The 23,236-nt window shown below is 36.6% G+C and carries 22 protein-coding genes; 2 read left to right on the top strand and 20 right to left on the bottom strand.

Going from position 1 to position 23,236, the window contains the following annotated elements; all coding sequences use genetic code 11:
- Nucleotides 1–61 precede the first annotated feature (61 nt).
- Nucleotides 62–736 carry a hypothetical protein gene (locus EL84_RS14095; RefSeq protein WP_235431533.1) on the top strand — a complete coding sequence of 225 codons (675 nt, stop codon included), beginning with the start codon at nucleotides 62–64 and terminating at the stop codon, nucleotides 734–736.
- Between the two features lie 207 nt (nucleotides 737–943).
- Here the strand turns inward: EL84_RS14095 and EL84_RS14090 are convergent, their stop codons facing one another.
- The 8 genes from EL84_RS14090 to EL84_RS14055 form a co-directional block, all read right to left on the bottom strand.
- The gene (locus EL84_RS14090) at nucleotides 944–1,255 is read right to left on the bottom strand and encodes a hypothetical protein (RefSeq protein ID WP_047842111.1); all 312 of its coding nucleotides are present in this window, start codon (nucleotides 1,253–1,255) and stop codon (nucleotides 944–946) included.
- Nucleotides 1,256–1,291: 36 nt separating this feature from the next.
- Complete coding sequence (locus EL84_RS14085) at nucleotides 1,292–1,477, bottom strand: hypothetical protein (RefSeq protein WP_047842110.1); 186 nt, start codon at nucleotides 1,475–1,477, stop codon at nucleotides 1,292–1,294.
- A 619-nt stretch (nucleotides 1,478–2,096) separates the two neighbouring features.
- Nucleotides 2,097–2,846 carry a hypothetical protein gene (locus EL84_RS14080; protein ID WP_047842109.1) on the bottom strand — a complete coding sequence of 250 codons (750 nt, stop codon included), beginning with the start codon at nucleotides 2,844–2,846 and terminating at the stop codon, nucleotides 2,097–2,099.
- 155 nt (nucleotides 2,847–3,001) lie between these two features.
- A complete protein-coding gene (gene avs4 / locus EL84_RS14075; RefSeq protein WP_047842108.1) occupies nucleotides 3,002–7,699 on the bottom strand; it encodes an AVAST type 4 anti-phage nuclease Avs4 in 4,698 nt (1,565 codons plus the stop codon).
- A gap of 191 nt (nucleotides 7,700–7,890) precedes the next feature.
- Nucleotides 7,891–8,697, bottom strand: a complete 807-nt coding sequence (locus tag EL84_RS14070) for a hypothetical protein (protein WP_047842107.1) — start codon at nucleotides 8,695–8,697, stop codon at nucleotides 7,891–7,893.
- Between the two features lie 96 nt (nucleotides 8,698–8,793).
- A complete protein-coding gene (locus EL84_RS14065) occupies nucleotides 8,794–9,666 on the bottom strand; it encodes a hypothetical protein (RefSeq protein ID WP_047842106.1) in 873 nt (290 codons plus the stop codon).
- Between the two features lie 181 nt (nucleotides 9,667–9,847).
- On the bottom strand, nucleotides 9,848–10,471 hold the full coding sequence (locus EL84_RS14060) for an SLATT domain-containing protein (RefSeq protein WP_047842105.1): 624 nt from the start codon (nucleotides 10,469–10,471) through the stop codon (nucleotides 9,848–9,850).
- Nucleotides 10,472–10,595: 124 nt separating this feature from the next.
- Nucleotides 10,596–11,357, bottom strand: coding sequence for a hypothetical protein (locus EL84_RS14055; RefSeq protein ID WP_047842104.1), 762 nt, complete (start codon nucleotides 11,355–11,357; stop codon nucleotides 10,596–10,598).
- A 329-nt stretch (nucleotides 11,358–11,686) separates the two neighbouring features.
- On the opposite strand from EL84_RS14055, the gene EL84_RS14050 reads away from it, so the two are divergent.
- A complete protein-coding gene (locus EL84_RS14050; RefSeq protein ID WP_047842103.1) occupies nucleotides 11,687–12,067 on the top strand; it encodes a hypothetical protein in 381 nt (126 codons plus the stop codon).
- Between the two features lie 191 nt (nucleotides 12,068–12,258).
- Here the strand turns inward: EL84_RS14050 and EL84_RS14045 are convergent, their stop codons facing one another.
- The 12 genes from EL84_RS14045 to EL84_RS13985 form a co-directional block, all read right to left on the bottom strand.
- A complete protein-coding gene (locus EL84_RS14045; RefSeq protein ID WP_047842102.1) occupies nucleotides 12,259–14,052 on the bottom strand; it encodes a serine hydrolase domain-containing protein in 1,794 nt (597 codons plus the stop codon).
- A 117-nt stretch (nucleotides 14,053–14,169) separates the two neighbouring features.
- Nucleotides 14,170–14,544: a hypothetical protein gene (locus tag EL84_RS14040; RefSeq protein ID WP_047842101.1), complete on the bottom strand. Its 375-nt coding sequence runs from the start codon at nucleotides 14,542–14,544 to the stop codon at nucleotides 14,170–14,172.
- A 107-nt stretch (nucleotides 14,545–14,651) separates the two neighbouring features.
- Nucleotides 14,652–15,110 carry a hypothetical protein gene (locus EL84_RS14035; protein ID WP_047842100.1) on the bottom strand — a complete coding sequence of 153 codons (459 nt, stop codon included), beginning with the start codon at nucleotides 15,108–15,110 and terminating at the stop codon, nucleotides 14,652–14,654.
- Between the two features lie 47 nt (nucleotides 15,111–15,157).
- On the bottom strand, nucleotides 15,158–15,613 hold the full coding sequence (locus EL84_RS14030) for a hypothetical protein (protein ID WP_047842099.1): 456 nt from the start codon (nucleotides 15,611–15,613) through the stop codon (nucleotides 15,158–15,160).
- 19 nt (nucleotides 15,614–15,632) lie between these two features.
- Complete coding sequence (locus EL84_RS14025) at nucleotides 15,633–16,214, bottom strand: hypothetical protein (RefSeq protein ID WP_047842098.1); 582 nt, start codon at nucleotides 16,212–16,214, stop codon at nucleotides 15,633–15,635.
- Nucleotides 16,215–16,788: 574 nt separating this feature from the next.
- Entirely contained in the window at nucleotides 16,789–17,031 is a 243-nt protein-coding gene (locus tag EL84_RS32530) for a DUF4279 domain-containing protein (protein ID WP_235431532.1), read from the bottom strand.
- A 134-nt stretch (nucleotides 17,032–17,165) separates the two neighbouring features.
- The gene (locus EL84_RS14015) at nucleotides 17,166–17,495 is read right to left on the bottom strand and encodes a hypothetical protein (protein ID WP_152683023.1); all 330 of its coding nucleotides are present in this window, start codon (nucleotides 17,493–17,495) and stop codon (nucleotides 17,166–17,168) included.
- Between the two features lie 668 nt (nucleotides 17,496–18,163).
- Nucleotides 18,164–18,769 carry a hypothetical protein gene (locus EL84_RS14005; protein WP_047842096.1) on the bottom strand — a complete coding sequence of 202 codons (606 nt, stop codon included), beginning with the start codon at nucleotides 18,767–18,769 and terminating at the stop codon, nucleotides 18,164–18,166.
- Nucleotides 18,770–19,123: 354 nt separating this feature from the next.
- Entirely contained in the window at nucleotides 19,124–20,845 is a 1,722-nt protein-coding gene (locus tag EL84_RS14000) for a helix-turn-helix domain-containing protein (RefSeq protein WP_047842095.1), read from the bottom strand.
- A 45-nt stretch (nucleotides 20,846–20,890) separates the two neighbouring features.
- The gene (locus EL84_RS13995) at nucleotides 20,891–21,667 is read right to left on the bottom strand and encodes an IucA/IucC family C-terminal-domain containing protein (protein WP_047842094.1); all 777 of its coding nucleotides are present in this window, start codon (nucleotides 21,665–21,667) and stop codon (nucleotides 20,891–20,893) included.
- Nucleotide 21,668: 1 nt separating this feature from the next.
- Nucleotides 21,669–22,709: an ABC transporter substrate-binding protein gene (locus EL84_RS13990; protein ID WP_047842093.1), complete on the bottom strand. Its 1,041-nt coding sequence runs from the start codon at nucleotides 22,707–22,709 to the stop codon at nucleotides 21,669–21,671.
- Nucleotides 22,710–22,845: 136 nt separating this feature from the next.
- Entirely contained in the window at nucleotides 22,846–23,139 is a 294-nt protein-coding gene (locus EL84_RS13985; protein ID WP_047842092.1) for a hypothetical protein, read from the bottom strand.
- Nucleotides 23,140–23,236 lie beyond the last annotated feature (97 nt).

Here is a 23,236-nt window from a genome sequence, read left to right as displayed (position 1 = left end):
GCTAACGTCGACTTATGCCGGGCACGCGGGCATCCTGCCAGGCTTCAACTGAGTTCTAGACTTGCCTGCATCCGATCTGATCAAAATCAAAGCCTATCCCGTTCCAGCAGGTCCTGACGGCAAGATCGGTACGAAGTGGCAGAACTCTGGTGTCAACGCAAGTATCATGATCAACAAGGATGCGAAGCATCCAGAAGCCATCTTCCTGTACTACAACTACTTGCTCGATAACCTGGCTAACCCGGCTGCGGGCAGTGAGTATGAATACGGCTTCGCCAAAGGTTACGACTGGGATATCATTGACGGACAACCGACCAGTGACAAAGAGAAGATCAAAGACTTCTCCAACGAATTCCCTTTCCTGACCGGCCCGGCACTTATCCAGGATCTGTACATGAAAACACTCGTGAAGCTGGCCAACGGCGAGAAGCCTGAAACACCTTACGAGAAGCAAATGGCCGAATTCCGTAAACCGGAAAACTGGTATGCAGGTAAAGTCGTTATGTCCCAGATCGACGTCCGTAAACAAAACTACTTCACTGGCGCTGCAACGCCAACGATGGTATCCAAATGGAACCTGCTCCGCCAGTCCGAGATGGAAACTTTCAACAAAATCATCTACGGCAATTTGCCAATCGATGCCTTTGACCAATTCGTCGCCAACTGGAAATCCAATGGCGGAGATCAGATCACGCAAGAAGTGAATGATTGGTTTAAATCGGTAAGTGCGAAGTAAGAATTGGATTTTGGAAAAGTAGAGCATAAAAACCCGAGCCGAAGCGTGTAACTTATCGCTTCGGCTCGGGTTTTTTAAGTTAAAGATCGGGGGCGCTCCCCCTGACTTATGGGTTCGCGTTAATAGGATGAACCTTTTTAACAACTCACAGATTACGTTTTTCTGTTTTCAACTCTTCTCACTTCTTATGAGACATATTTCAAACAATTAGGCATCCGGTCTGTCATTATCCCTCTCAGTCAACATTGACTGCCCTAATAAGGATACAGTGAGCTGAATCCCATCTCGTAGCCCCTGCATGTACAAACGTCCATTCTCTATGCTTTTACTGACAATGTAACGATTCTCCCATTCGGTATATTCAGGTGTCTGCTCGACAACCTCACCTGAAAACAATCCTTCGAACGCTTCGTCCTTTTCCTCACGTACACGACTCAATTCAGGGTCATGCTCGATTCGGGCAGATACTTCATCTAACCTTGCCTGGATCGCTTGTTGCAACCACGGTGGAAAATCCATTGCTTCTCCTCCCCTACGCATTATGTACCTCACTCATCATCGTACAACTCGGTTATGTCTCGCCTTCATTTCACCCACTCGGGCCACCAGTTCGTCCACCCTTCGGCTCTGTTCTTGCACTTCGGGGTTGTCCCACAACGGAATCGCTTGCTTCAAGGATGCCTCTCCAAGCTGATTAAGCTTGCGCCGTTCCTCTTCCAATAAGTCAAGCAACCGGCTCATACATCCACCTCTCTGATGGGTCTAAACTGCGCCATGTCTTGTTAAGACTAGACATGAGCAATCATTTTAATGCGATTATCTATGCCTCGATGCTAATACTAATATCTTTGTCTAATCCAAATTGTAAGGTAAACCGTTATCCCTTTAATGCGGAGATCGAATTAAAAATAAAAAAGACATCTTAATAACCCATGGTGTCAAGAAATAATATTTGTTGGCGGATTGTAAATGTCAGCAAAAGAAAGGGAATCAAAAAAGAAAATTTCTAACCAGATAGCAAGCATCATTTGATTTGGATATCAGTCAGATCAATCCTTTCTGTCTGGAGGATCAATATCGTCTTGTTCAAGATTATGAAGTGTTGGTAATTGCGAAGGCGTTAGAGGTTTCTGTGAGGTATTTACTTGGGAAAGATAAACACGAAATAAGTAACAAAACAAATAACATTACTAAAAAGTATTTTAGTGCTTTATCTACAAACAAGTTGTTTCTCTCAAATGAAGAAATACCTAGATTAAACCCCGATTATCCAAATTTCTTGGCAATCGGAGTTTGTTATGAATAGCATTAATTTTAGAATTTTAATTTCATATTATGAATTTACTAAAAATCAATAAAATCACTTATTAAAAAACTTCTTCAGTCTTCCTTTTAAGTTTTTTACAACTCTACTCTCTCTTCTATTTTTTTTAATTAATACTTCTTTAAACATAAGCATAAAACCGAAAAACATGAGAGTTCCAACAAAAATTAATATTGCATTAGGCATATTCCACCATTCAGGGACCCACGCGAGAGGACTAGCAATATGAGCCAGTGTAAAATAGACAGAAGCAGCACTGGCCCATAATAAAAATACGGATAGATGATAAAAAATCTTCAGTATGCTACGAAGAAAAACAAAAAAAGGATTCAAAAAACTATCGCTCACAAACTGTTTATGATTTTCATAGATAATATCATGAGCATCCCAATATTCATTCTCGATCATAATGTGAAATCCTTCTATTTTTTTCAATAGCTCTTTCGCATTGGTTCTGTTGTTTTCTTGCTTATATATTTTGTGAACTTCACGTAACTTATAGAAATGTTCCAATAAGAATGACGAGGCAATAAATCGAATTTTGGAATTTTTACCTGAATACTCTTCCATAAAGCAATCAATTTTCTCTATTTTTATTGTACTATTTTCTAGTTCTATAATCTGTTGCAGTTGTTCAAACATCGGAGAGTAAACCTCATTGTAGCTGTTATTAAGCTCCTTAAGAAATGCTTCTCTCTTTTTAGAGGTATGATTAAATTGATATCCTATATATGCTGTTATTAAAGCAATGATGATAACAGTTAGATCAATTCCTAAAATCTTCATTTTGTATTTTCTCCTAGATTTATTAATAAAAATTTATTTGAAATAAATACTTTTATTGGAAAATATTCAAACTTGAATACTTAGAAGCCACTCTGGTCGATGACATACAACTCATTTGGGCACTCGTTGTTAGAAGTAACTCCAATTAAAATTATTCATAGAATACTTTCTCTTAATAAGTATCCATGTATAGAACCTCTTTCAATCATGAAATCAAGAATTGGAATAATATTGTTTTTTAACCTTATTTGTTTTTTGATTTTTTGTCTGTTAATGAAAATATATTTCCTCAAAAATTTCTCCAAATAATATAAAGTATCTGATTCTAACTCTTCAAGATTTAAAGCACTATTTCTCGATACTATTGTATAAACCCATACAATACCATCATCTTTGAACTTAGTTCCGATTGAATTTAAAACTCTGACGATAGAATACAATACAGCAGGAACATTCCCAATTTCTTTCGACGCGTTCGCATAGAGAGATAAATTTTCATTTTTTAAGCTATGCCACTCTTCAATACCTTCAGGCCACCATCGCCATGCTAATAAGTAATTAATTATTATATCTTTTAAATAATACCCACGAGGATTTATACATAACTCCTTTATTTTAGGATACATTGATTTCCATATAAACCAAAATTGTTCATGATGATTTAAGTAATGTTCTGCACTTACAAGTTCTTCAATAAAAGAAGCTGTTTCTTCGTTTGTAGAAAAAAGATTAAGAAATGGTATAAGAAAATTGTCAATTTCAGCTATATCTCTTTGTAAAATGAAGTGAGCAAACCTCTTAAAAACACGTAAACGTAGTTTATAAATCCTAGAAATATCTCCTGAGTCATATTTGTGACTTCTTCTATCTATAAGCAATTGTGAAGCCATCATTGGCAAAGATTTCTCGTAAATACTTAAATGGATTTTGTCTTTTGTTTTTGATGGAATTAGTTGGTGAATTACTTCCAAGTCATGAGTATCAAGTGAATCAATATCCTTTATTTCAAATGATTTATCATCAAATGTAAAATCAATATTTCTTTTCTCTAACTCTTCTAAAATTGAACTTTTAGAAATTTCACTCCAATATCTTTGTTTCTTTCTTTTTTCAGCTACAATGTTATTCCACACAGGCTTGAGTTTTATATATCCGAGTAATATTAATTGAGCAACATTTTGATTTTCTTTCCATAATCTTGATTTTTTGATAGACTCGATAACATAATCACATATTCTTTTGTAATGACCAATAGATGTTTCATCAATAAGAGCCAAAACCATTATTAATATATAACTTTCTGTTTCTTCAGGATACTCATTTATTAATGATGGGACCGCATGAACTGAGGCTTCAACACCATCACTTATTTGGTAGCCGTAATCGTCAGAAAAAAGATTTGACAGAGTTGAAAGGATTATGTCTTTGCAAAATAATTTATCTTCCCTTGTCAGTTTATCCTTATGTTCAATTAATAATTTCGAACAAACATATGAAGGTATAGAATAATCAAATATTCCCAAACTATTTCGTCCTGACTTAAGTTCTTCAACTAATTGTTTAGTCTCTGATAAAGCTGAAAGAGGATTGCCGTCATATTCTTCGTGTTTTTTGTTTTGGTTTTGACTACTTTCACCAAACAAAAAATCCGACCACGTTCTTAGAGAGGAATATTTAAAAGCTTCTTGATATTGATCAAGTGCTTCTGCGCTTTCCTTTCTATGTCGATCTGAGAGTTCTTTTGGACTAAATTCGATTAATAGATTATCGTCATCACGTTCAGAGACTTTGGGAATTAGGTTCCTCTTATCCATTCTCGCCAACAAAATCCCAAATTTCTCACTTATTGAATCGTTATATTTGTGCTGATCAATTATTTCGAACAAATTTTCAATAAATTCAGAATTTTGTTCTTCTGTAAATCCTTTTATACCAAAAAATTGATAGTTCAAAAACAATGATTCTAAATTTAAACTTCTATGTTTATCCTCGCACGACTTCAATCTTTCATCTGCATATAAAAAGTCTTTTGTTTTATTAACTCCATAACCGATTAAATATAACGATTTAGCATCATTCTCTCTTGTCCATCTAATTGTATCAAAATGATATAATTCTATCGTTTTAAACAAAATTACCGCTACATTATAAAATTTATCAGGATTGGCAAGCACAATGCTACACACAATCGAAGTAAGAGAAGCTGACTTAGATTGAATGAGGATTTTAAAAAGAATTCCTTGAATTATTTCTGGCTTCGATACTTGAGTATATTCTAAAAGAGTTTTTTCCAATGCCATGTGAATTGATTGTAAAACGTACGGAACATTCGGGCTTCCATTTCCACGATACATACTCCAAAAAGCCCAATTCAAATATTGCGTTACTTCAGTATTATTTATATATAGTGTGATCTTTATAGTATCTTCTTTTCCATAGTCAGATTGCCTATAAGCTTCTACAGATCTGTTTGTAAAATTAATAATAAAGTCAAGTGTCTCATAGAAAGCTGTTTGCAATAGCCACTTTATTGGTGTTTGATTGGCGCTGGAAGGAAAGTAATCGAACTCATGCTTATCGGCCAAGCCATATCGGCTTTCCATAGTATCTCTTTCATAACCAAATCTGTCATGCTTTTTCGGATACTTTTGCCAAAATAAATCACATAATTTAATAACGTTTGACGGAAGGGTTTTTATTAATTCGGTTGCTAGGTATGGTTTCTCTAATATTTTCGAACAAAGTCCTTCGTATGGATCACGGTGGGCAGCCCATTTATTAGCAATGACCTTTTCCAAAATCGTTCTCAATTCAACTTTTATCTCATTAGATGCATTGAAAACCACCTTTAAAATCCTTTCTTCTGCTTCATCTCGCACGAAAAAATTCGCTTCGGTTTCAGTTTTCTGTATTATACTCAATGCTAGTAAGCCAGCTTGTCTTGTTGTTTCCCCTTTTTTATTGTAATTGCACCAATCTGATAACAAGGGCAAAACAAGATTTAAATTTTTTTCAAAAAAATCAGATTTGTTCTTATATATAAGTGAAATTACTTCTTCCCAACCCTTGCCTTTAGGTTTTATAACTTCAATCTTCTCAACTGCTGATATATCTGTACATGCAATTCTTAACAAAAATAAGTTTCTCTTTAATATTTCATAATCATTCCCAATAATTTCTTTCTTAAAAAAATTAAAGAATGTCTCCGCATAATCTGACAGAAGAACAGAAACTAAAATTTCATCTTTCCAAAATTGTATGATTTCGTTACAAATAAACGCATCTTGAATAAAACTCTCTATTTCTTTATTGTTGTCTGACAATTGGTCAGAAAGCCACAATCTAAACGCTCTACGTATAGGTAATGAATAGCCTAAATCTTCAAAAAACTGTCTTGTACTTGAGTAATTTGAAAAATTACGCGAAACTATTTTTTCCAATGTCCATTCTTCATAAATGTCATGAGTGATAAAATACCCGTTATGTGCTTCATCATAACCAAGTATTTCATCTTGCTTTAATTTGAACAACGCTGATTGTGGCAAATCATCCGCATTGATATAAAACCTCCCTGTTTCACATCTTTGCTTAGCAATATTTATAATGCACTTTTCTCTTTCAAGATGTAAATTGTCTTTTTGAATGATATTATTTTGTATTTGCTTTTTCCAGAGTAAATCAACAAAACTCTTAAAATCACTTTTCTTATCAATACTTGGATAATATTTAATGTATTCATTTAGATAAAACAAATTTCTCAGGCGTTCTATAAATTTTTGATTGTCGGGAAGTGAGAAAGTGAATTCTTCTGACATTAATTTTAATTCATCAGCACTTATTAGAGAAACGTCATTCACACTAAATGGTAACTGATAGTTCTCTTTAATGTGAAAAGTTAAATCATTAAGATAAGTGTAGCGTGTTGTAAAGATGATATTCCATCTATTTTCTTTTAAATTTTGTATTAGATCTGTAAGAATATCGTTATTAGAAATCTCTGCAAGTTTTTCAGCTGAATCAATCACAAAAATTTTAATAGGTTCATCTTTGAATGCATTGAGAAATTGCTTAAACGTGAACTTGTTGTCAAATTGAAATATATCATTAATATGATTAACATTAAGTTCGTTTGATTTGAAAACACAAATGGGTATTTTATTAAAATTAGAGTTATAAAAATCCTTGAAAATTGCGGTTTTACCACAACCACCTTCACCTGAAATAATTATATTTTTTCTCTTTTGAGAAGCATTTTCTATTTCTTCAATAATAGAACTTCTATCAATTTTAATTTGTTTGTCTCCAAAAGTTATTTCAGTTTGAATTGCCTGTAAAATATTTTCGTTGTGCCTAGAAATTTCATCAAGTAAGTCTCCTTCGTTTGGGTCAAGACTAAAAAAAATGTCAGATACATATTTATTCTCAGGCAAAGACAATTGTAATTCAAAATGACTTGGAACTCGCCATTGGATGTTTACTCCTAATGTATTAGCGAATTCCTCAATGTCTAGTTGATATTGGGGCTTCTTTTTGCTTTTAGTGTTGCTTTCGGAAAGTTCTTGGTTGATGTAAAGATATAATTCGTCTAATTGTTTGTTTTTAGATTTGGCTTTTCTAATCGAATCAAAAATATCGTTTTTTTTATCCGCAATTGAAGTTGTGTAGTATTTAGATTGAAAACCATAAAACTGTCCATCTTTTTCAATTGGTTCGGTCTCAATTCCTGTTTGATTTTTGTAACGAAATAATCCAATTTTGTTATTAAACTCTGCACAGAAAAGCAAATAGGACAATTGTTCAAATGCCCATTGTTCTTGCTTATCGTATTTTAATTTAAAAATACTCCAATTCATTTTGTTCCTCCTTTATAGATTGTTGATCTATTTTGTTTTCGCCGAGAATTGGGTATAGCGATTAACTTTTAATACATCTAACCAAATTGTATCTAAAATTTCTAAATAAAGTTCCAGGAGTATGCGTTGGACAAATTCGTGACACAATGCGAAAATATTGTGTTAGGCTATGCAATCGGTACTCTTATGAATTATTTAGTCTCTAACGCCATTAAGTTAATATCATTTAACCGAATATAAGGCTTATCATATTTATTGATATACAATGTTGCTATAAAAATACAATAAACACCTTTATTCCAATGTATCTTTTTCAATTTTGTACTATTAGATATGTTCTCGCTTAATAAAATAGAAAAATCATATCCTTTTCCATCCCATGCGCCACAATTTAAAAATTGTTTATTCGATGAAATCGAATTAACTTCTCCCCAAAATATTCTTTTTTCTCCTTTGAGTGAATGATCTACATCTTTAAAATGTATAATTAAATCAAAAGGATCTTTGTAAGACTTACCTTCAAAAATTATCGGAATATCGATATCATCCAATAGATCATGAATCGCATACTTTAATATTTTTTTCAATGTAATTTTACAGGACTTATTTTTTGAAGGATCAATTGTATATGATCGAGAATGCTTTTTTTGTGCAGTTTCAACTGAACTCATTCCCCCATTTCTTTTCTCATAAGGCTCATTGCCTTGGTCCAAGCTAAGGATCAGTTCGTTGTATACAACATTAATTTTGTTAACTTCTTCTTTAATTTCACTATCGACATTGCTAGGATTACTCATTCCCTGCCCACAACCACTTGCATGTTTTGCATAAAAGCAAGCTTGCTTTCCATCCTTAGTTTTTCTTCTATAGAATGCTTGAACCCTACACTCAAAGCAAATCAATTTTTTTTTGACAATTTCCTTTTCTCCAGGTGGAAGAATCTCAAATTTTAAAATAGATAGTTTTTTGTTGTTAAGCGAATTTATCACTAATTCCATTTCATATCACCTTAACCTTATAAATGCTTTCTCCTGATTTCCCATTATTCATACCCCAGCCCAGGTTCGGCGTATGCCCGCAACGTGAATATTATGTTATAGGATGTCATTGTCTTCTTTGAGTTTCATTTCAATATTTTGTAATGTATCAGTGCAGTTTTCTACGCGGTCTACTAGCTGTAAAATAATCGACTCCACGTCACGTTTTAAGTGATTCGAGCACTCTTGAGCTACTTGTTCGATATCTTCATAATCTAACAAGCTACTTTTCACCTCATTTAATAATCTTTCTAAAATTAAAAGATTGTTTGTTAGACTATCTTCATCTTGAAGACTTACAGTTAATCTTTCACCGTACACTTTTTCTATTTTGATAATATTTTTATCAACTCGTTTGACTATATTAAGATGATAGTTTTTCACTTTCTTTTCTACAGATTTGTACTTTGATTTTTTTGGCTTAAAGTCTGTATCTTGATCAGGCTGCTTTTTAGAATCTATCTTATCTAGAGATGCTCGATATTCTAAAAAGGTTTTTTCTAACTTGAGATATTTATTGGTAAACTCAAATCCATCTTGGGGAATCGGAACCTTCTTATCTGAATCAATTCGCCCTGTTAATATCTGAAGAAAAATAATTGTATGGTGTAAGGTTTTTGCATCTACATCTAATGTGAATTTTCCAGAATAAGATAAGCGTAGACTTTTCAAATATCTATATTGTTGTTTTCTTCTATAAAACAAATTCCCCGATTTGTTTTGCATGGCTGTCAAATATATACCAATGATAAAAAGAAGTAAGGCGTAGAATAGACTTAATACAAAAGTCAAAATATTCAGCTCATTAGATTTCAGAGTATTATTTAGATTGATATAGAAATAAATACATGCAATAGTAACAATAAAAACTAAAGAAAAAGCAATTACCTTATAAAACCGTTCATGTTTGGAGAATATATAAAATTTCATTCTTCTGTTTTCATCCTTCCACCATGATTTCCTATAACTTTCCTGTATTCATGAATCTCAGAGGAGTTGTCTGCTGATATTCCTTCTTGAAATCCATCTAGCAGATCAAGGCTCCGACAGGAGCCGCTGCTTGAATATAATGTTATAAGATATCCTCGCATACTTTGAAATCCCCACAAAATCACAAGAACTTTCGAAGCAATAAGTTTACCAATAAAATAAAACCTAAAAGAACAATTGGATGTATGACAACAAGTAGACTAATCAAAAATGTTTTCAGCCTGTAAATACATATCTGTATTTTGAACTTTTCTTGTAACTTATCGCTAGAAATCATGTAATCAATATCTTGATGATTTTCCTTTTCTAACAATAGTTTTTCGTACTCTCTATGTAATTCCTTAAGTATCTCATTATCAATTTCAATCGATTCCGATTCAATCCTATCTATTTTATTCAATAGAATATCGAGATTCTGATAATTAGTTTCGAATTCACTAGCTCTTTCCTTATAGTTTTTTGTATTTATATACATTGTAAAAAATGTAAGTGCCAGTGATAATATGAGTAATATTTTTGTGACAAATAGATTGTAATCATCACTTCCATTATCCCCAATGAACCAAATAGAAAGCACCAAAATAACAACTGAATATACATGTGTAGTCTTCTCATACAACTCATGTTTTTTTCTTAATCGTTTTGATGCATTTATTCTTGCTTTTCTAGTAGTCTTTAGCCTTCTTTTCAAATCCTGAAATACATCTTTTTGAGTCTTCTGTGAGCTATCTTCCGATGAATTCATCCAATCTTCTCCTTCTTAATATCTCTTTGCGAGGATTTCGTATAACGTTCCTATATTCACGACCCAGCATATGCTGGTTATCCGGCGAATGCCGGATCAAGGTTGTATTCCCGCAGCGTGAATATTATGTGATGTCATCAACCTTTTTGATAAATCTTTCAAATATTTCTTTAGGCGAAACAAATCTTCTTTCTATAACTTCCTTTTCTAAAGCCTGATCCCAAAATGCATCTACTTCTTCAGCAGAAATCAATCTGCAATCAACTACTCTCAATACGAAATGACTGATTAAACCACTAAGTAGAGCATAATACATTGCGATCACATGAGGAGGAACCATTAGTCCGCTTTCATATCTCCCCTCATATATCAGCCTTTTGTTACTTCCTAATGAGTAAGAAAACGCCAAGGATCTATATGTTCTATGATTAATTCTGGATAATTGTTTATAGTATCTTTGCAGTACTTCCCACTCCTGTTCATTGTTTTCTTTTATATAATTTCTATAGATGCTATTTGGTATGACTTTATCTTTATACCAGTCTCTTAAGTGCTTATCTTTTCTTGGATCGTTGGAATTAAAATAAGAGGCTATATCCATTGTTTCTACAGCATCACGAAATAGTCTACCTGCAATCCTATGCTTTTTATCTTTAAGTAAATCAAGACAATCAATTAAGGATTCTAGAGAATCAAGAGATAACATCCAAATAGCCTTTTCAGCACTTTGATCGTCACGTACATATGTACCTGATTTTTTTATCATATGTTCAAATAATAGCTTTAATAATTTACTGGCTTCTCTGTAAAACTGATTTTGAGCTTCGTATTCATAAGGGTTTTGATAAGCTTCTTGGGGGTCTCTTCCCCAGATAAAACTCGTCATCTTATACCTCCTATGTTTTGATGATTTCACATAACATCTAATCTATGTACTTCGTAAATACCACACACCCCGCCTGATATCTGAATTACGTATATGATAACCTATGCGGTGGTATTTGCGAAGAAAAAATTGCCGAATAAGGGATATTTATCAGTTTTCTTTCATTCACCCATGTCTATACGATCCAATGGGCTTTGAATACACTCATTTCATTCGCAATGAAACAATCACCTTACAGATAAAGGAAAATACCGCCAGAATATAACGGATAATGAAGTTGTCTTCATAAAACGGTATTGTTAGTAGTACAACATAAGGATGGGGTTTATTTGAATAACAAGAAGTTAATATTTAGTTTTTTTACACTATGTATTCTACTCATATTTGGTTTTCTCAGGTGGGGCCATCTTGAATCCAGCGCAGACCTTCACTATAAGTATGATCGATGGGCAGGTCAAAAATGGGTAGAGTTCTATCCGCCGCTAGCTGCTTCTTCCAATAGCATGGAGTTTCCACTTATATATAGGGATGAAATATATCAAAATGATATAGATAAATATTTAGGAAAACAAGCTCTCTCTGGAGAGTTGGTGAACAAGTGGATTGAAAGAACAAAATTAACGGATGGATATATAGGTCTATTATTATTGAATATTCTAGTGGTCATTTACAGTTCTATTAAATTATTTATTTTGAGAGACAAAAAATAGGATGATCTTGATCCCCTTCAATATGCCGAGGCACAAGTTGCCAAAGGGCTACTAAAACAAAGGCAGCAGTCCCCTATAAGGAACTGCTGCCTTTACTCCTTTTAGCTAACCACACTTATTATCACTTATATATAGAAGTCATCCGCGAGCCATTGCAATGCTTTGAATATCTATATTCAGCGTTTGCCAGTCTAAACATACAAATGCCATCCCACAATAAAAGTAGCCAAGATGAAAGCCGAGATGCCAGACATAATGTACATCACCTTTTTCTTTTTGCTGTAACTGTTCTTCCGCAGTTTGTAGATAAGTAAGCCAAGATACGCCACTGCTAGAACCACATAAAGTAGGTTAAACATTAAATTGATCCGTAACGAAGAATAAGCGGGATAATTTGGAAGTCTCGTGTGTATGATTAAAAGGTTAAGAGGAAGTACCACACCTGCAACATTAATTGCAAGATGATATTTATTAAAATCTATCCGAGGATTTCCTCGTTTATTTAGTTTGTAAAGTAGCATCCGTATAAAATAGACGAGCAAAGCAGTCACACTGAAAAGGATGGCTAGTATGACAGGAATAAAAGATATTACAATCAAGTTCACCTTTACATTCGATACAGGCAAATAATCAATGTAAGGAGTAAAGGAAATTTTCTCAACAACACCATTATGCTCGACCACATTATACAGACTACTTAACTCAGCTTTTGAAAATTTGGTTATATCAAGCTGCCTGAATAAATCAGTAAATCTAGCGGCTGGCCGTCGTGCGGATTGAAAATATCCTTCCCCATCGGAAGTAATTCTATTAGAATTGACGTTATCACCGAAAATTTCTTTAATAAGTCCATAATAATAAATTTCCTCAAAAGACTGGTTTGTCATGACCACCATCCCAAATTTAGATTCGGGATCAAAGACAATTTTGCTGGAAAACCCTTTCAGATTCCCCTCATGCATCAGTGTAGGTACCCAGTATTCCATCTCAACGAACCCATGCGCAAATCGCGGAGTAGAAGTCCCGTCATAATATAGACTTGTTGACAACATTTCGTTTAACGTATCCCTGTTCTTAAATAATACATTGCTATCATCTACTGGCATCAGCGCTGCAAGGAATTTGCCTAAATCTTCTGCTGTCCCAATCGCTGCCCCTGTAGGATAAAAGGTTACGTATACTCTGTTCTCAGGGATCAGTTTCAAATCTTTCGTATACCCTTCAATCTCATTCCTTCTTTGTACTAGGTCTGGATGATCTTGCCCCGTTGGATGAATCGAGGTGTCGTTCATATGAAGCGGTTTAAATATATGTTGATTGACATATTCATAAATAGGTTGTCCACTTATCTCTTCCACAATGTAACCAGCTAGACCAACGCCGTAGTTCGAATAACCCACTATGCTATTCGGTTTATATATCTGTTTCGGCTCATTTTTACGCAGTGTTTCTCCTAATTCTAACGTTTCATCCTCGGAGTAATAAAACACCTCGGCCGCTGTTTGATCTTCCCAACCCGCATTGTGATGCATCAGGTTCAAGAGGGTAATTGGATCATCGTATTTCAGCTTTTTGAAAAATCCCTCTGGCAGATATTCCTGGATATCCGTATCCAAATCAAGCTTTCCTTGTTCGACAAGCTGCATCACACTCGTATAGACCAACAGTTTAGAGATCGAAGCCCATTCAAACACCGTAGAGGTATCCGCCTTTCGCTGATTCTCTATATCTGCGTAACCATATGCCTTATTCACGATGGTTTCACCGTCTTTGATAGCCACAACCGAAACGGCAGCGGTATACTTCTCATACGAGGCAACATAAGCATCAATCGTTTCCTCTAACTTGGATAACGGAATCCTGGATGGTGTAGTCTCCACCTGTTTCTCTTCAGCGTGGGCAGGTACTGCTATTGCCATAAGGATAAATATGAATGACAGAACACAAGCGATTACTTTGTTAACAGTGTGATATCCACGTTTCATCTGTATTAGATTCTCTCCTTTTATTTAAATGATAATTACATAGTCTTGTTTTCACGTATGCGTTTTCAAATAAGTCCACTCGCATCTAAATTATTTTCAAATGCAATTACACTCCATTCAGGAGAGAGGTCGGAGAATTTCACCTTTCCAATTAACGATGTTTATTTCTTTATCTTTCAAGAGGCACCAATCAATAATTTCACCTATCAATTCTGGCGTGATGATCTCATCGCTCCATTTCGGTGTTAATACTCTTCTGTATCCTATATATTCTGTTGTCCAACCTTCGAATTCTTCTCCGATGATGACTATATATGGGGGCTTGTTCTTAATACTGTGTTGTCCCACTTCATAAGTGACGATTAACTTCTTATCCTCAGAAACGATATGTAATTTGATTTTCCCTTCATCGTCTATATCCGGTTCAACATACCAATAAAATAATCGATTGGAGCGAACGATTTTACGTTTATATTTTTTTCTTACGCCCATAACTCACCTCACATATTCCTTTTTCTCTGTATGCAGTACTTCAACAGTTTGCCCATCCACATGAACACTTTGTTATTCGATGTTGATGGGCCTTATGATCATTCATTTTATTGCTTTGTTATTCTTTCTTTATTGCCTAATACGACTTCATGAATTTCACCATATAATTGTAAATCTATAAATTCGTTATGAATCCATAGTCCTTCCTCAACATCTCCTCCCCCCATACCTCCACCAATTCCATCACCAGGAAAGTGTTTTTCGAAATATATTCCTCGGCCTTCTCCCTCATTACAGCCCCATGCAATGGTATCTAAATCTTTTAATAGAGTATGTAATGTCTCTTCACTGCAGTTTACTAGTTTCATAGGGCAAGACAAGTAGATTTGTCCTCCATAATCACCCTCCATAATTACATATGCATCTGGAGTATCCAGAGCTTTCTTAAAACTATCTATAAACTGATTGTTCGGTTGTCCATTTGCTTCATTAAGGATATGTCGAACAGGGCTATGGTGCTCTGGAATTACAGCCATCTCATTGTTTTCATCTTTTTTTCTTTCCATAAAGATACACCTCTTTGTTTGATATGTTTTCTTGGAGATATCTCAAATTAGTTATTGACTTCATTCATTCCTATGACTTGTTCAATTGCTAAATTAAATTCGTTAACATTAATGTTTAAATTGATTATTCCTTCTTTATCCAGCCCTTTAGTATCTAATTTAAAAGTACCTGTCAGTTCTTCCGAGCTATTACCATCAACTTTCTCATTTATGTCCAATTTAATGTCCCTATCAATTAATCTCTCCTGAATATCCTTACTCAAGATCGGTTCAACTGTTTTTAACATTATTGATTTATTGGTTCTATTTCGAAGAGCGAAATTGTATGTTACCACTGTAATACCTGCATCTTCTTCGCTCTCACCCAGTCCAAATGAAATTGAGTTTATTATGAACCCATCCTCAACAATTTTATCCGCCTTCACACTGTATGAAATGCAACCACTTAGGGCCACTATTATTAAAAGAAATAGTATAATCATTGCATGCTTTTGATTCTTCAATTCAGGAACTCCTTTAGATTTATTTCCCTATTACAAAATCACATAGATTATGTTCAAAGTCATCTGAATTACAATATGGTGGAACAGTTGGGCTATTTCGAATCGTAAAATCAATAAAATACTGATCGATTGGATACTCTTTAAAGCTCTTATAATATATAAATACTCTTACTTTATACTTAGCTGAAGGTAAGGTATTAATTACGTTATTTAAATCCTCTGATGTCAGTGTTTCATTTTTCTTTCTTAATTTAATCCAAATATCATGTCCATTATTACTCCAGTAACGAAGAGTTTCAGTCTTGCTTTCGTTATAATCAAATTCCAGTGGTGCTATTTTATCAACAAAACCTGTTTTTAAGTCATTCATATAACTTTCCACATAAGGCTTCGCGCGGTGTGTTTGATAAGTATCAATCACATTATAAGCCACATCCACAACTGGCAAAGTCAGAATAGCGGTAACAACTATGATTATAATACTTGTGCCAATATAGGAGTTGGAATTGTAAATGAGTCTGCCAAGCAGTAAAAAAACGATTGTTCCTACTATCGCCATAGCAGCAACCCCGAAAGCGGCAGGCTTGTTATCATTACTCATAAAACCACCGCCAATATTAAAAATAAAAAATATGAATGAATAAAAACATCCAACGCCGACTCCTACAGCAGATAATAAGTAGATTGACTTCAAAAATATTTTCAGAATTCCCGCATCCCTGCTATAAATTAATTATTATTTCATCCTTATGAAGCAACATAACTTTTATCTTTCTAGTATGCTCTTATCTAAATACAGTCTTTTGCTTAAGATTTAATTAACTATTTTCACTGGAGATTATGTATTTAATATTTTATCAATTATCACTCATCAGAATGTTGCAGATAACATTCCTATGTTCACGATCCAACGTATGCTGGGTGTCTGTCTCTTGCCGGACCCAGGACGAAAGTCCATAGCGTGTAATGTTATCTGATGTCCATTACTTCGAAGCGTGTTTCGAAAAATTAATTTCTTATTCTGATTCTTCATTGTATGGATTTGCATACAAATCAACATCAATTTCAGCATGAATCATATTAACAAATTCAATAAAATCAGAATCGAAATAAAGAGCAGGCGTTTCCCCCTTTTCTATTCTTATTACAATGAAAAATTTCGTGCTTAATTGATGTTAAATCCGAATCGAATTGATTTCTTTTACTTTGTTTCTTAATGTATCGACTACTTTTCTTAATTGGTGATTTACATCTAATGATTCTTCATACTCTGTACCTAATGTCCATGATGTTTCTTTTACTCGAAGCTTTTCGTTAATTATATCTCCTTTATAAGCCGTATTCGTAGGTTCAATTTTAAGTATTGAAGTTACATGATTCGGATCGAATTCATCTCCAAACAAACAAAAATAGGCCATTACTTCGGTTTTGTCTTTCAGGGGTTTCACCTCTTTAAGAATGGATGTATGGACCTCCGCTATTCCAACTCTTTTAATACAATTGCACATAACATTTGGTGTTTACGAGCCCGAGAACCCTAACTGGCCAGTAATTATTCTTTCTTCCATTGATGTGATTCGTGTAGTTTACCAGTTTCATAAAAATACTTTAGCACTTCAAGCATGGGTATTAATTCTATACAAATGTTATCGCAATAATTTCCTAACTGACCACCGATAACTAGAGAAATTTCACTATTTCCCTGCTTATCGTTCATAAGCGTATATATATGTTCATCCATTGTAATAGACACTACAAAATATTCCGGTCCGCCTCCAACTAATGCTGAACCTGTGTCTAATACCTCAAAAAAAACTAATGTAAATTTATCTCCATCGAGCTTTCTCAAAAAACGTAAACTGTCTGCCCATGTAGGATTCATAACGATCTCTTCATTAAATGTGGTCCCATTCCGTTCATCAATGCTAATAGAGTTTATCATTTTTTCCTTTTATCCTTTTTAAATCATTTTATTGGTTTAGATCCTCCACCTTAAATGCTTCACTATAGATTTTACGCAGCTCAGTTGAGTTATCTTGCCACTGAATGGGCTTACCATTGATGATCTTCACCAATACATCCAGACACCTATGCCATCCTGCGGCGGTATTCACTGCCCATGAATCTTAGATCCTCCTTCTTTCATCACACATATCCATCTTCAGGTTCACCAACATCAAAACCCAACACTTTTGTCGCTTCCAACTTAAATGTCTCTATCCACGACATCCATACATCGCTATTCATCTGTGCATAAAATGATAATCCACTAGGCTCAACGGATGCTTCAATGAAAAAATCATCCTCTTCAGTTCCAAACCAATATGGAATTCCACTTTTCTAACCAATCCACCCTGGCATCCGCTCATATACTTTAGAAACTTTAGCCCACATTTCATCAGGCAGGTCATACCTTATATTTAGGTTGCAATTATGAGAGGTTATGTTGTTCATTTACATTCTCTCCTTCTACCCTTAAAGAGTAAAGCGACTTGAAGCAACACGGCGTAGATTGGTTGATATTTAGATCTCATTACTTCCACAAACTACTTATAGATTGTATTTCGTTTTCATTCTTTCATATAACTTATATTCCGTATTTCGATTTACAATCTCTCCAATTAACTCTTTCCATTTATTTTCAATCCACTTAGGACTTTGTTCTTTCAGAATATCCTCGTTAAATTGACTATCAATATACTCCAAATCTTGTTTAAACACTCCTATATCCTTAATCAGTTGATTTCTCGATTCTTTTTCTAGCGATATCTTATTCGATAAAATGTCGTCTGTGATTTCTACACTTATATACGTATACATATCTCTAAACACATTGTAGATTAAATTGGTTGATGATAATTGATCTTCCCTGAAGTCGGAATTCAGAAAGACAAATGATTCTTCACCGACTTTCAAAGATACCGCCACATTTCCTAAGGCATGTATGACTGTTTCCTTGGAAGAGCCGTCCTCTAAGCTTTTTATCACATTATCTAAATTGTAGATGGATTCTTTTATACCCATTTGAGTTCCATGATTTAGTTTAACCGTGTATTCAACTTCTTGATTATCTTTGTACGCTTTGAATTGATAGTTGAAGTACATGCTTATTACCAATCCAACCATTAGTATGATTATTGCTATATTTTTTTTCATTGAATCACCTCGTAATCTTATATTTGAATCCATCCCACTAGTGCCTGAACTACGTATATGATAACCCATATTGTTACAATTGCGAAAGGAAATTGGCGAATAAGGGAGATTTATTAGTTTTCTCAAACCTGTATCCAATCGATCAATGGGCTTTGAATACGCTGAATATATGCAGAGTTGTAAAGGATTCGAGTATGCAGTGGAACCTTTCGTTATAGTAATAAAACAAAAAGGCCCTTCTTCATCCCATAGGGAATCCGACGACCTTCCAGTGCATTTAGAACATATCAAATTTTTTAAAAGGTAGAACGTACCGTCTTTCGCTGCAAGCGGGCTAGCGCCAACAACTACCCATCAAGCCAACAACGCCTGCTCAATCTGATCCACAATGCCATTGATGCCTGTTGGTCCATAACAACCGATCCATGTCGCGGCATCTACGGAGTGTATTTGCTGTCGCTCATCTGTATCAAGCATCCCCCAGACACGTTGCTCGGTCGCGGATATGCCCTCCTGCATGATCTCATTGCTAAGCAAAAAGTAGTGGCTCGCCTGCACAGCCGGTAGTCTGTCAACGGAGATATGATAGGCCGTGTCGGTGGTATCTGCTACAAATAACGGGACAGGCAAACCCAGATCACGGTACAGCACAGCACCTGTACGATGCGAAGCAGAATGTACGCGAACCAGAGAATCCAGCGGACGAATCAGTGCCACGCTCTTACCTGCCAGTACTGGAGCAAGTTCTTCAGAAAGCAATGTGGTTCGTCGGTGATAATCCGCAAGTATACGTTTTGCCTCTGCTCGTTTACCAGTTAATTCACCGAACAGACTAAGAATGGTCTGCCAACTCTCATTGCGCTTAAACATAAGAACTGGAGCGATCCGGCTTAACCGTTCATAGTACTGATCATGCACCTCGGTGCAAATAATCAGATCCGGGGACAGTCGTTCGACAGCAAGCAGATCAGGGTACTCATACGTTCCGAGTATCTCGGTATCCTGTAGTCCTGCCCTGATATATTGTGGGAAATGGAACGTTCCACTTCCCAATCCCACACTTCCTGCTGGAGACAATCCAAGCGCAAGCAAATGATCCGCATATTGCACATCGAGTACAGCGATACGCAGTGGAGAACGGGTGACAGGATATTCACCTCGCATATGGCATATCACTGGACCTTGGTCCGACTCGTACGAAGAAGCCATGCGATTCCGCAGCAAGGATTGAGCATAGTTTGTATCTGATTCTGTAGCGGCATCAAGCCGATAACGCAGCGGAGGAACGCCATAATATTTCTTAAAGGCCCTACTGAAATAATACATGTCGCGGTAGCCCATCTTGTCAGCAATTTCCCCAATGGACGCATCTGTATGATGCAGCATCCGCGATGCATTTTCCATCCGTAGCTGGATGACGTACTCCATCGGTCCAAGCTGCTTCTCTTGTTTGAATCGTCGCTGTAACTGCCTTACGCTGCAACCGGCAAGAGCCGCCAGCTCTTTAAGCTCCAGATTCTGGCGATAATGCGATGATATATATGACACGACCACATCCACCAGGTCGGACTCTGCTCCGCCTTGACCACGTTCATACTCCATGATCAGTTCATAGATCATCCCCTGGAGCAAAGCATGGGCATGAAACCGTTCCAGTCCTTCGCCACGACGCCATTTGACAACGATTTTTTCCGCATTCTGGATCCATTCTGCCTGAGTCACAGGGTTCTGAATAAACGAATTTTGCAGCGGATGTTTGCGATACGAGGGCATGGCATGGGAGGCTCCTTCCATGGAAGAAGCCTCGTACATGATTACGATATAATAAAGTTCGTCTGATCTGGCCGTCAGCGTAAAGGATGCTCCCTTCACCACATGACAGGCAAAAGAAGCTCCAATGTGGCAACCCTCGCCATCCATTGCAAGCTCCCCTTCCCCTCCATATGCCAGCAGCAGCACATTTGAAGTTAAATCCGTTTCGTCTAAAACGCTGCCTGTCTGCAAAGTACCGCTATACCCGTCAAGCATCTTGATCGTTGTATCACTCCATAGACTTGTCTGTTCTTGCAGCGGCATTTCTCTCATCTCCTGACAATCGCAAAGGTAAAATTCTTGCTGTTGTCATTTTAGTTGAGATTCTTTCTCATTGTCAATTTTCGGACATTTGAGACAATATTCACCTGACATCTGGTAATAGAAACAGCAGGTAATTCGCTCGCTTTTGGCAACATGCACATTGTCCTTACAATCGGTGAAGCGGGTTAACGGATTCTTCCTCTCACCAAACACCTCTCCGGATGCCACCTGCGTCAGATAGGAAAAGTCCTCTCGAATGATCTTACTTTCCTGCTCTGTCTCGGCTTCATCAGGAGCGAATAGTCGGCCAATCCGTACCATAATATTCTCCCAGAGAATGCTCATCGAAAGAGGTGCAATCGCAGCAAGTGTCTTTAACAGAGGTGTAAGCTGTACCGCAAACATCTCCTCGAGCACCTTTTCCCGCCATACTCCCCTGTCTCCCGTTAGTCCTTCAGCCTGAAGTGCATTCACCGCTAAAAAAGGAAATCGTGTGCCGCCCTCATGATCTGAGAGTGCCGGATGATAGAGAAAGCTGTTCTCCAGCTGAAAGGTTACATGCTGATGATGAAACGTCATCGCGGTCACGAGCGGAGTCGTCCATAGAAAGCCAAGCCGCTTGGCTAACATGGAGGCTGCGACTTTCATGTCAGGCGCATCGATATAGTTCTGAAACCAGCTGATATACTCTCGACACGCCTCTTCGTCATGCAACTCACTCAAAGCAATGGTACGGACACTATGTTCAGGCGGCTCACCAAGCAAAATCGAATGATCCTCTACCGTCTCTTTCCATAAGTCTGTCGAGAGATATGGGTTCATATTAGTTCGATCCGAGCAGGGCTTCCGATGCCTGATCTACAATCAGATTAATCGCAAGCGGTCCGTAATAAGCGATCCACAGAGTTGAGTTTACGTCATACGTGCGGTTATTCTTCACAGCATCGAGGGACTTCCACACGGGATTAGTCAACATAGCCTCTGCCTCTGCTGCGAACAGCTCATCCGACAGCACAAAATAACGATCTGCCTTAATATCAGGGACTTTCTCCATGGAAATTTCAACAGAAGTATCATCCTTAATCTCTTTAACGAGTTCAGGCATATTCAAGCCCAAATCATTATACAAAATGCCCCCTGTGCGGTGCTCGATGCCATGGACACGGATACCTTCTTTACGCGGACGAATCAGAGCGACTGTCTCATCTCCCATTTTCTCTGTCAGCTGTGCCTTCAGACCAGCAACTTTTTCCTCATAGGCTGTACGCACTTTTTCTGCCTCGTCCTGCTTGTCTGTAATTTTAGCAACCGTACCTAACGTATCACGCCAGTCTTCGTAGAAATCGAGTACCAGGGTAGGTGCAATTTTGCTTACACTCTCATACTGTTTCTCCTGGAAGTCGGTCATGATGATCAGATCCGGGTCGAGTGCAACAATCGCTTCCAGGTTAGGCTCATCCCGTGTACCCAGAACCTGTACATCACTCGGTTGATCGCCTAAGTATTCTGGAAAATCAGTGTTACCTCCAGCGATAACACTACCTGCTGGCTTCTCGCCAACGGCTAACATTTGATCCAGAAACTTAACATCCAGCACTGCAATTTTCTGTGGTTTTTCGTTTAGAGTGATGTCACCCTTCATACCCTTGATCGTTACGGGAAAAGCTCCGTCCGTCTGCGTTTCCGCATTCGCAGGTGTCTCAGCTGGCGTTGCCGCAGATTGCTTACCACTATCTGTACCTGTTGCGGCACCGCAAGCCGTCAATACAAGAATAAGGGCCAGCATCAAGCCCATGAGTAATCGTGATTTGTGAGCAGTGTAGGCTTTGTTACCAGCCGCTTGCCCCTTTGTTCCTTGATTCATGATGAATCCCCCTTATGTATAATACTGATAATGATTTTCATTATCGAAACATAAAGAGAGTATATACGATCTCCGTATCGTGTTACCATGTACTTTTGCGACATTTCAGCCGGACTAATGCGACATCGCGAGCCGCTTATCCGCCCTTTAACTTTTCTGCAATGTACGCTTGCAATCGGTAGATGTCTGAAAGAAGCTCTTCTTCCTCCGGTGTATTTCCATACTCCCCTAGCCAGCGCGGTGTGCGGATATGCCACTCGTTAGACATGTATTGCTGTTCATCCCGGTAGGCTATAATGTGCTCCAAGAAATACGCCAAAGAGCCGAAGGATTGTTTACCAGTATCGTTGATGATGGATTGTGTTTTTTCAATGATTGCCTGTAACATATGTTGAATATGATCTTCTGGATTCATAGCGTTAATTTCCATCAATTACTCCCCCTATCTCTACAAAAAAAATGAATTAGTATATTATTTAAATGATCCAAATATTACTAGACGTAGAATTCTGTTCTGATTAAATACA

The organism is Paenibacillus sp. VT-400 (assembly GCF_001029205.1).
Taxonomy (GTDB): Bacteria; Bacillota; Bacilli; order Paenibacillales; family Paenibacillaceae; genus Paenibacillus; species Paenibacillus amylolyticus.
This window is presented reverse-complemented; position numbering and strand designations above follow the sequence as displayed.

What these genes read in the sequence shown, in the direction of transcription:
- EL84_RS14090 (WP_047842111.1), bottom strand. Translation starts at nt 1,255, where the DNA reads ATGGATTTTCCACCGTGGTTGCAACAAGCGATCCAGGCAAGGTTAGAT.
- EL84_RS14085 (WP_047842110.1), bottom strand. Translation starts at nt 1,477, where the DNA reads ATGAGCCGGTTGCTTGACTTATTGGAAGAGGAACGGCGCAAGCTTAAT.
- EL84_RS14080 (WP_047842109.1), bottom strand. Translation starts at nt 2,846, where the DNA reads ATGAAGATTTTAGGAATTGATCTAACTGTTATCATCATTGCTTTAATA.
- avs4 (WP_047842108.1), bottom strand. Translation starts at nt 7,699, where the DNA reads ATGAATTGGAGTATTTTTAAATTAAAATACGATAAGCAAGAACAATGG.
- EL84_RS14070 (WP_047842107.1), bottom strand. Translation starts at nt 8,697, where the DNA reads ATGGAATTAGTGATAAATTCGCTTAACAACAAAAAACTATCTATTTTA.
- EL84_RS14065 (WP_047842106.1), bottom strand. Translation starts at nt 9,666, where the DNA reads ATGAAATTTTATATATTCTCCAAACATGAACGGTTTTATAAGGTAATT.
- EL84_RS14060 (WP_047842105.1), bottom strand. Translation starts at nt 10,471, where the DNA reads ATGAATTCATCGGAAGATAGCTCACAGAAGACTCAAAAAGATGTATTT.
- EL84_RS14055 (WP_047842104.1), bottom strand. Translation starts at nt 11,357, where the DNA reads ATGACGAGTTTTATCTGGGGAAGAGACCCCCAAGAAGCTTATCAAAAC.
- EL84_RS14045 (WP_047842102.1), bottom strand. Translation starts at nt 14,052, where the DNA reads ATGAAACGTGGATATCACACTGTTAACAAAGTAATCGCTTGTGTTCTG.
- EL84_RS14040 (WP_047842101.1), bottom strand. Translation starts at nt 14,544, where the DNA reads ATGGGCGTAAGAAAAAAATATAAACGTAAAATCGTTCGCTCCAATCGA.
- EL84_RS14035 (WP_047842100.1), bottom strand. Translation starts at nt 15,110, where the DNA reads ATGGAAAGAAAAAAAGATGAAAACAATGAGATGGCTGTAATTCCAGAG.
- EL84_RS14025 (WP_047842098.1), bottom strand. Translation starts at nt 16,214, where the DNA reads ATGAGTAATGATAACAAGCCTGCCGCTTTCGGGGTTGCTGCTATGGCG.
- EL84_RS32530 (WP_235431532.1), bottom strand. Translation starts at nt 17,031, where the DNA reads ATGGCCTATTTTTGTTTGTTTGGAGATGAATTCGATCCGAATCATGTA.
- EL84_RS14015 (WP_152683023.1), bottom strand. Translation starts at nt 17,495, where the DNA reads ATGAATCCTACATGGGCAGACAGTTTACGTTTTTTGAGAAAGCTCGAT.
- EL84_RS14005 (WP_047842096.1), bottom strand. Translation starts at nt 18,769, where the DNA reads ATGAAAAAAAATATAGCAATAATCATACTAATGGTTGGATTGGTAATA.
- EL84_RS14000 (WP_047842095.1), bottom strand. Translation starts at nt 20,845, where the DNA reads ATGCCGCTGCAAGAACAGACAAGTCTATGGAGTGATACAACGATCAAG.
- EL84_RS13995 (WP_047842094.1), bottom strand. Translation starts at nt 21,667, where the DNA reads ATGAACCCATATCTCTCGACAGACTTATGGAAAGAGACGGTAGAGGAT.
- EL84_RS13990 (WP_047842093.1), bottom strand. Translation starts at nt 22,709, where the DNA reads ATGAATCAAGGAACAAAGGGGCAAGCGGCTGGTAACAAAGCCTACACT.
- EL84_RS13985 (WP_047842092.1), bottom strand. Translation starts at nt 23,139, where the DNA reads ATGGAAATTAACGCTATGAATCCAGAAGATCATATTCAACATATGTTA.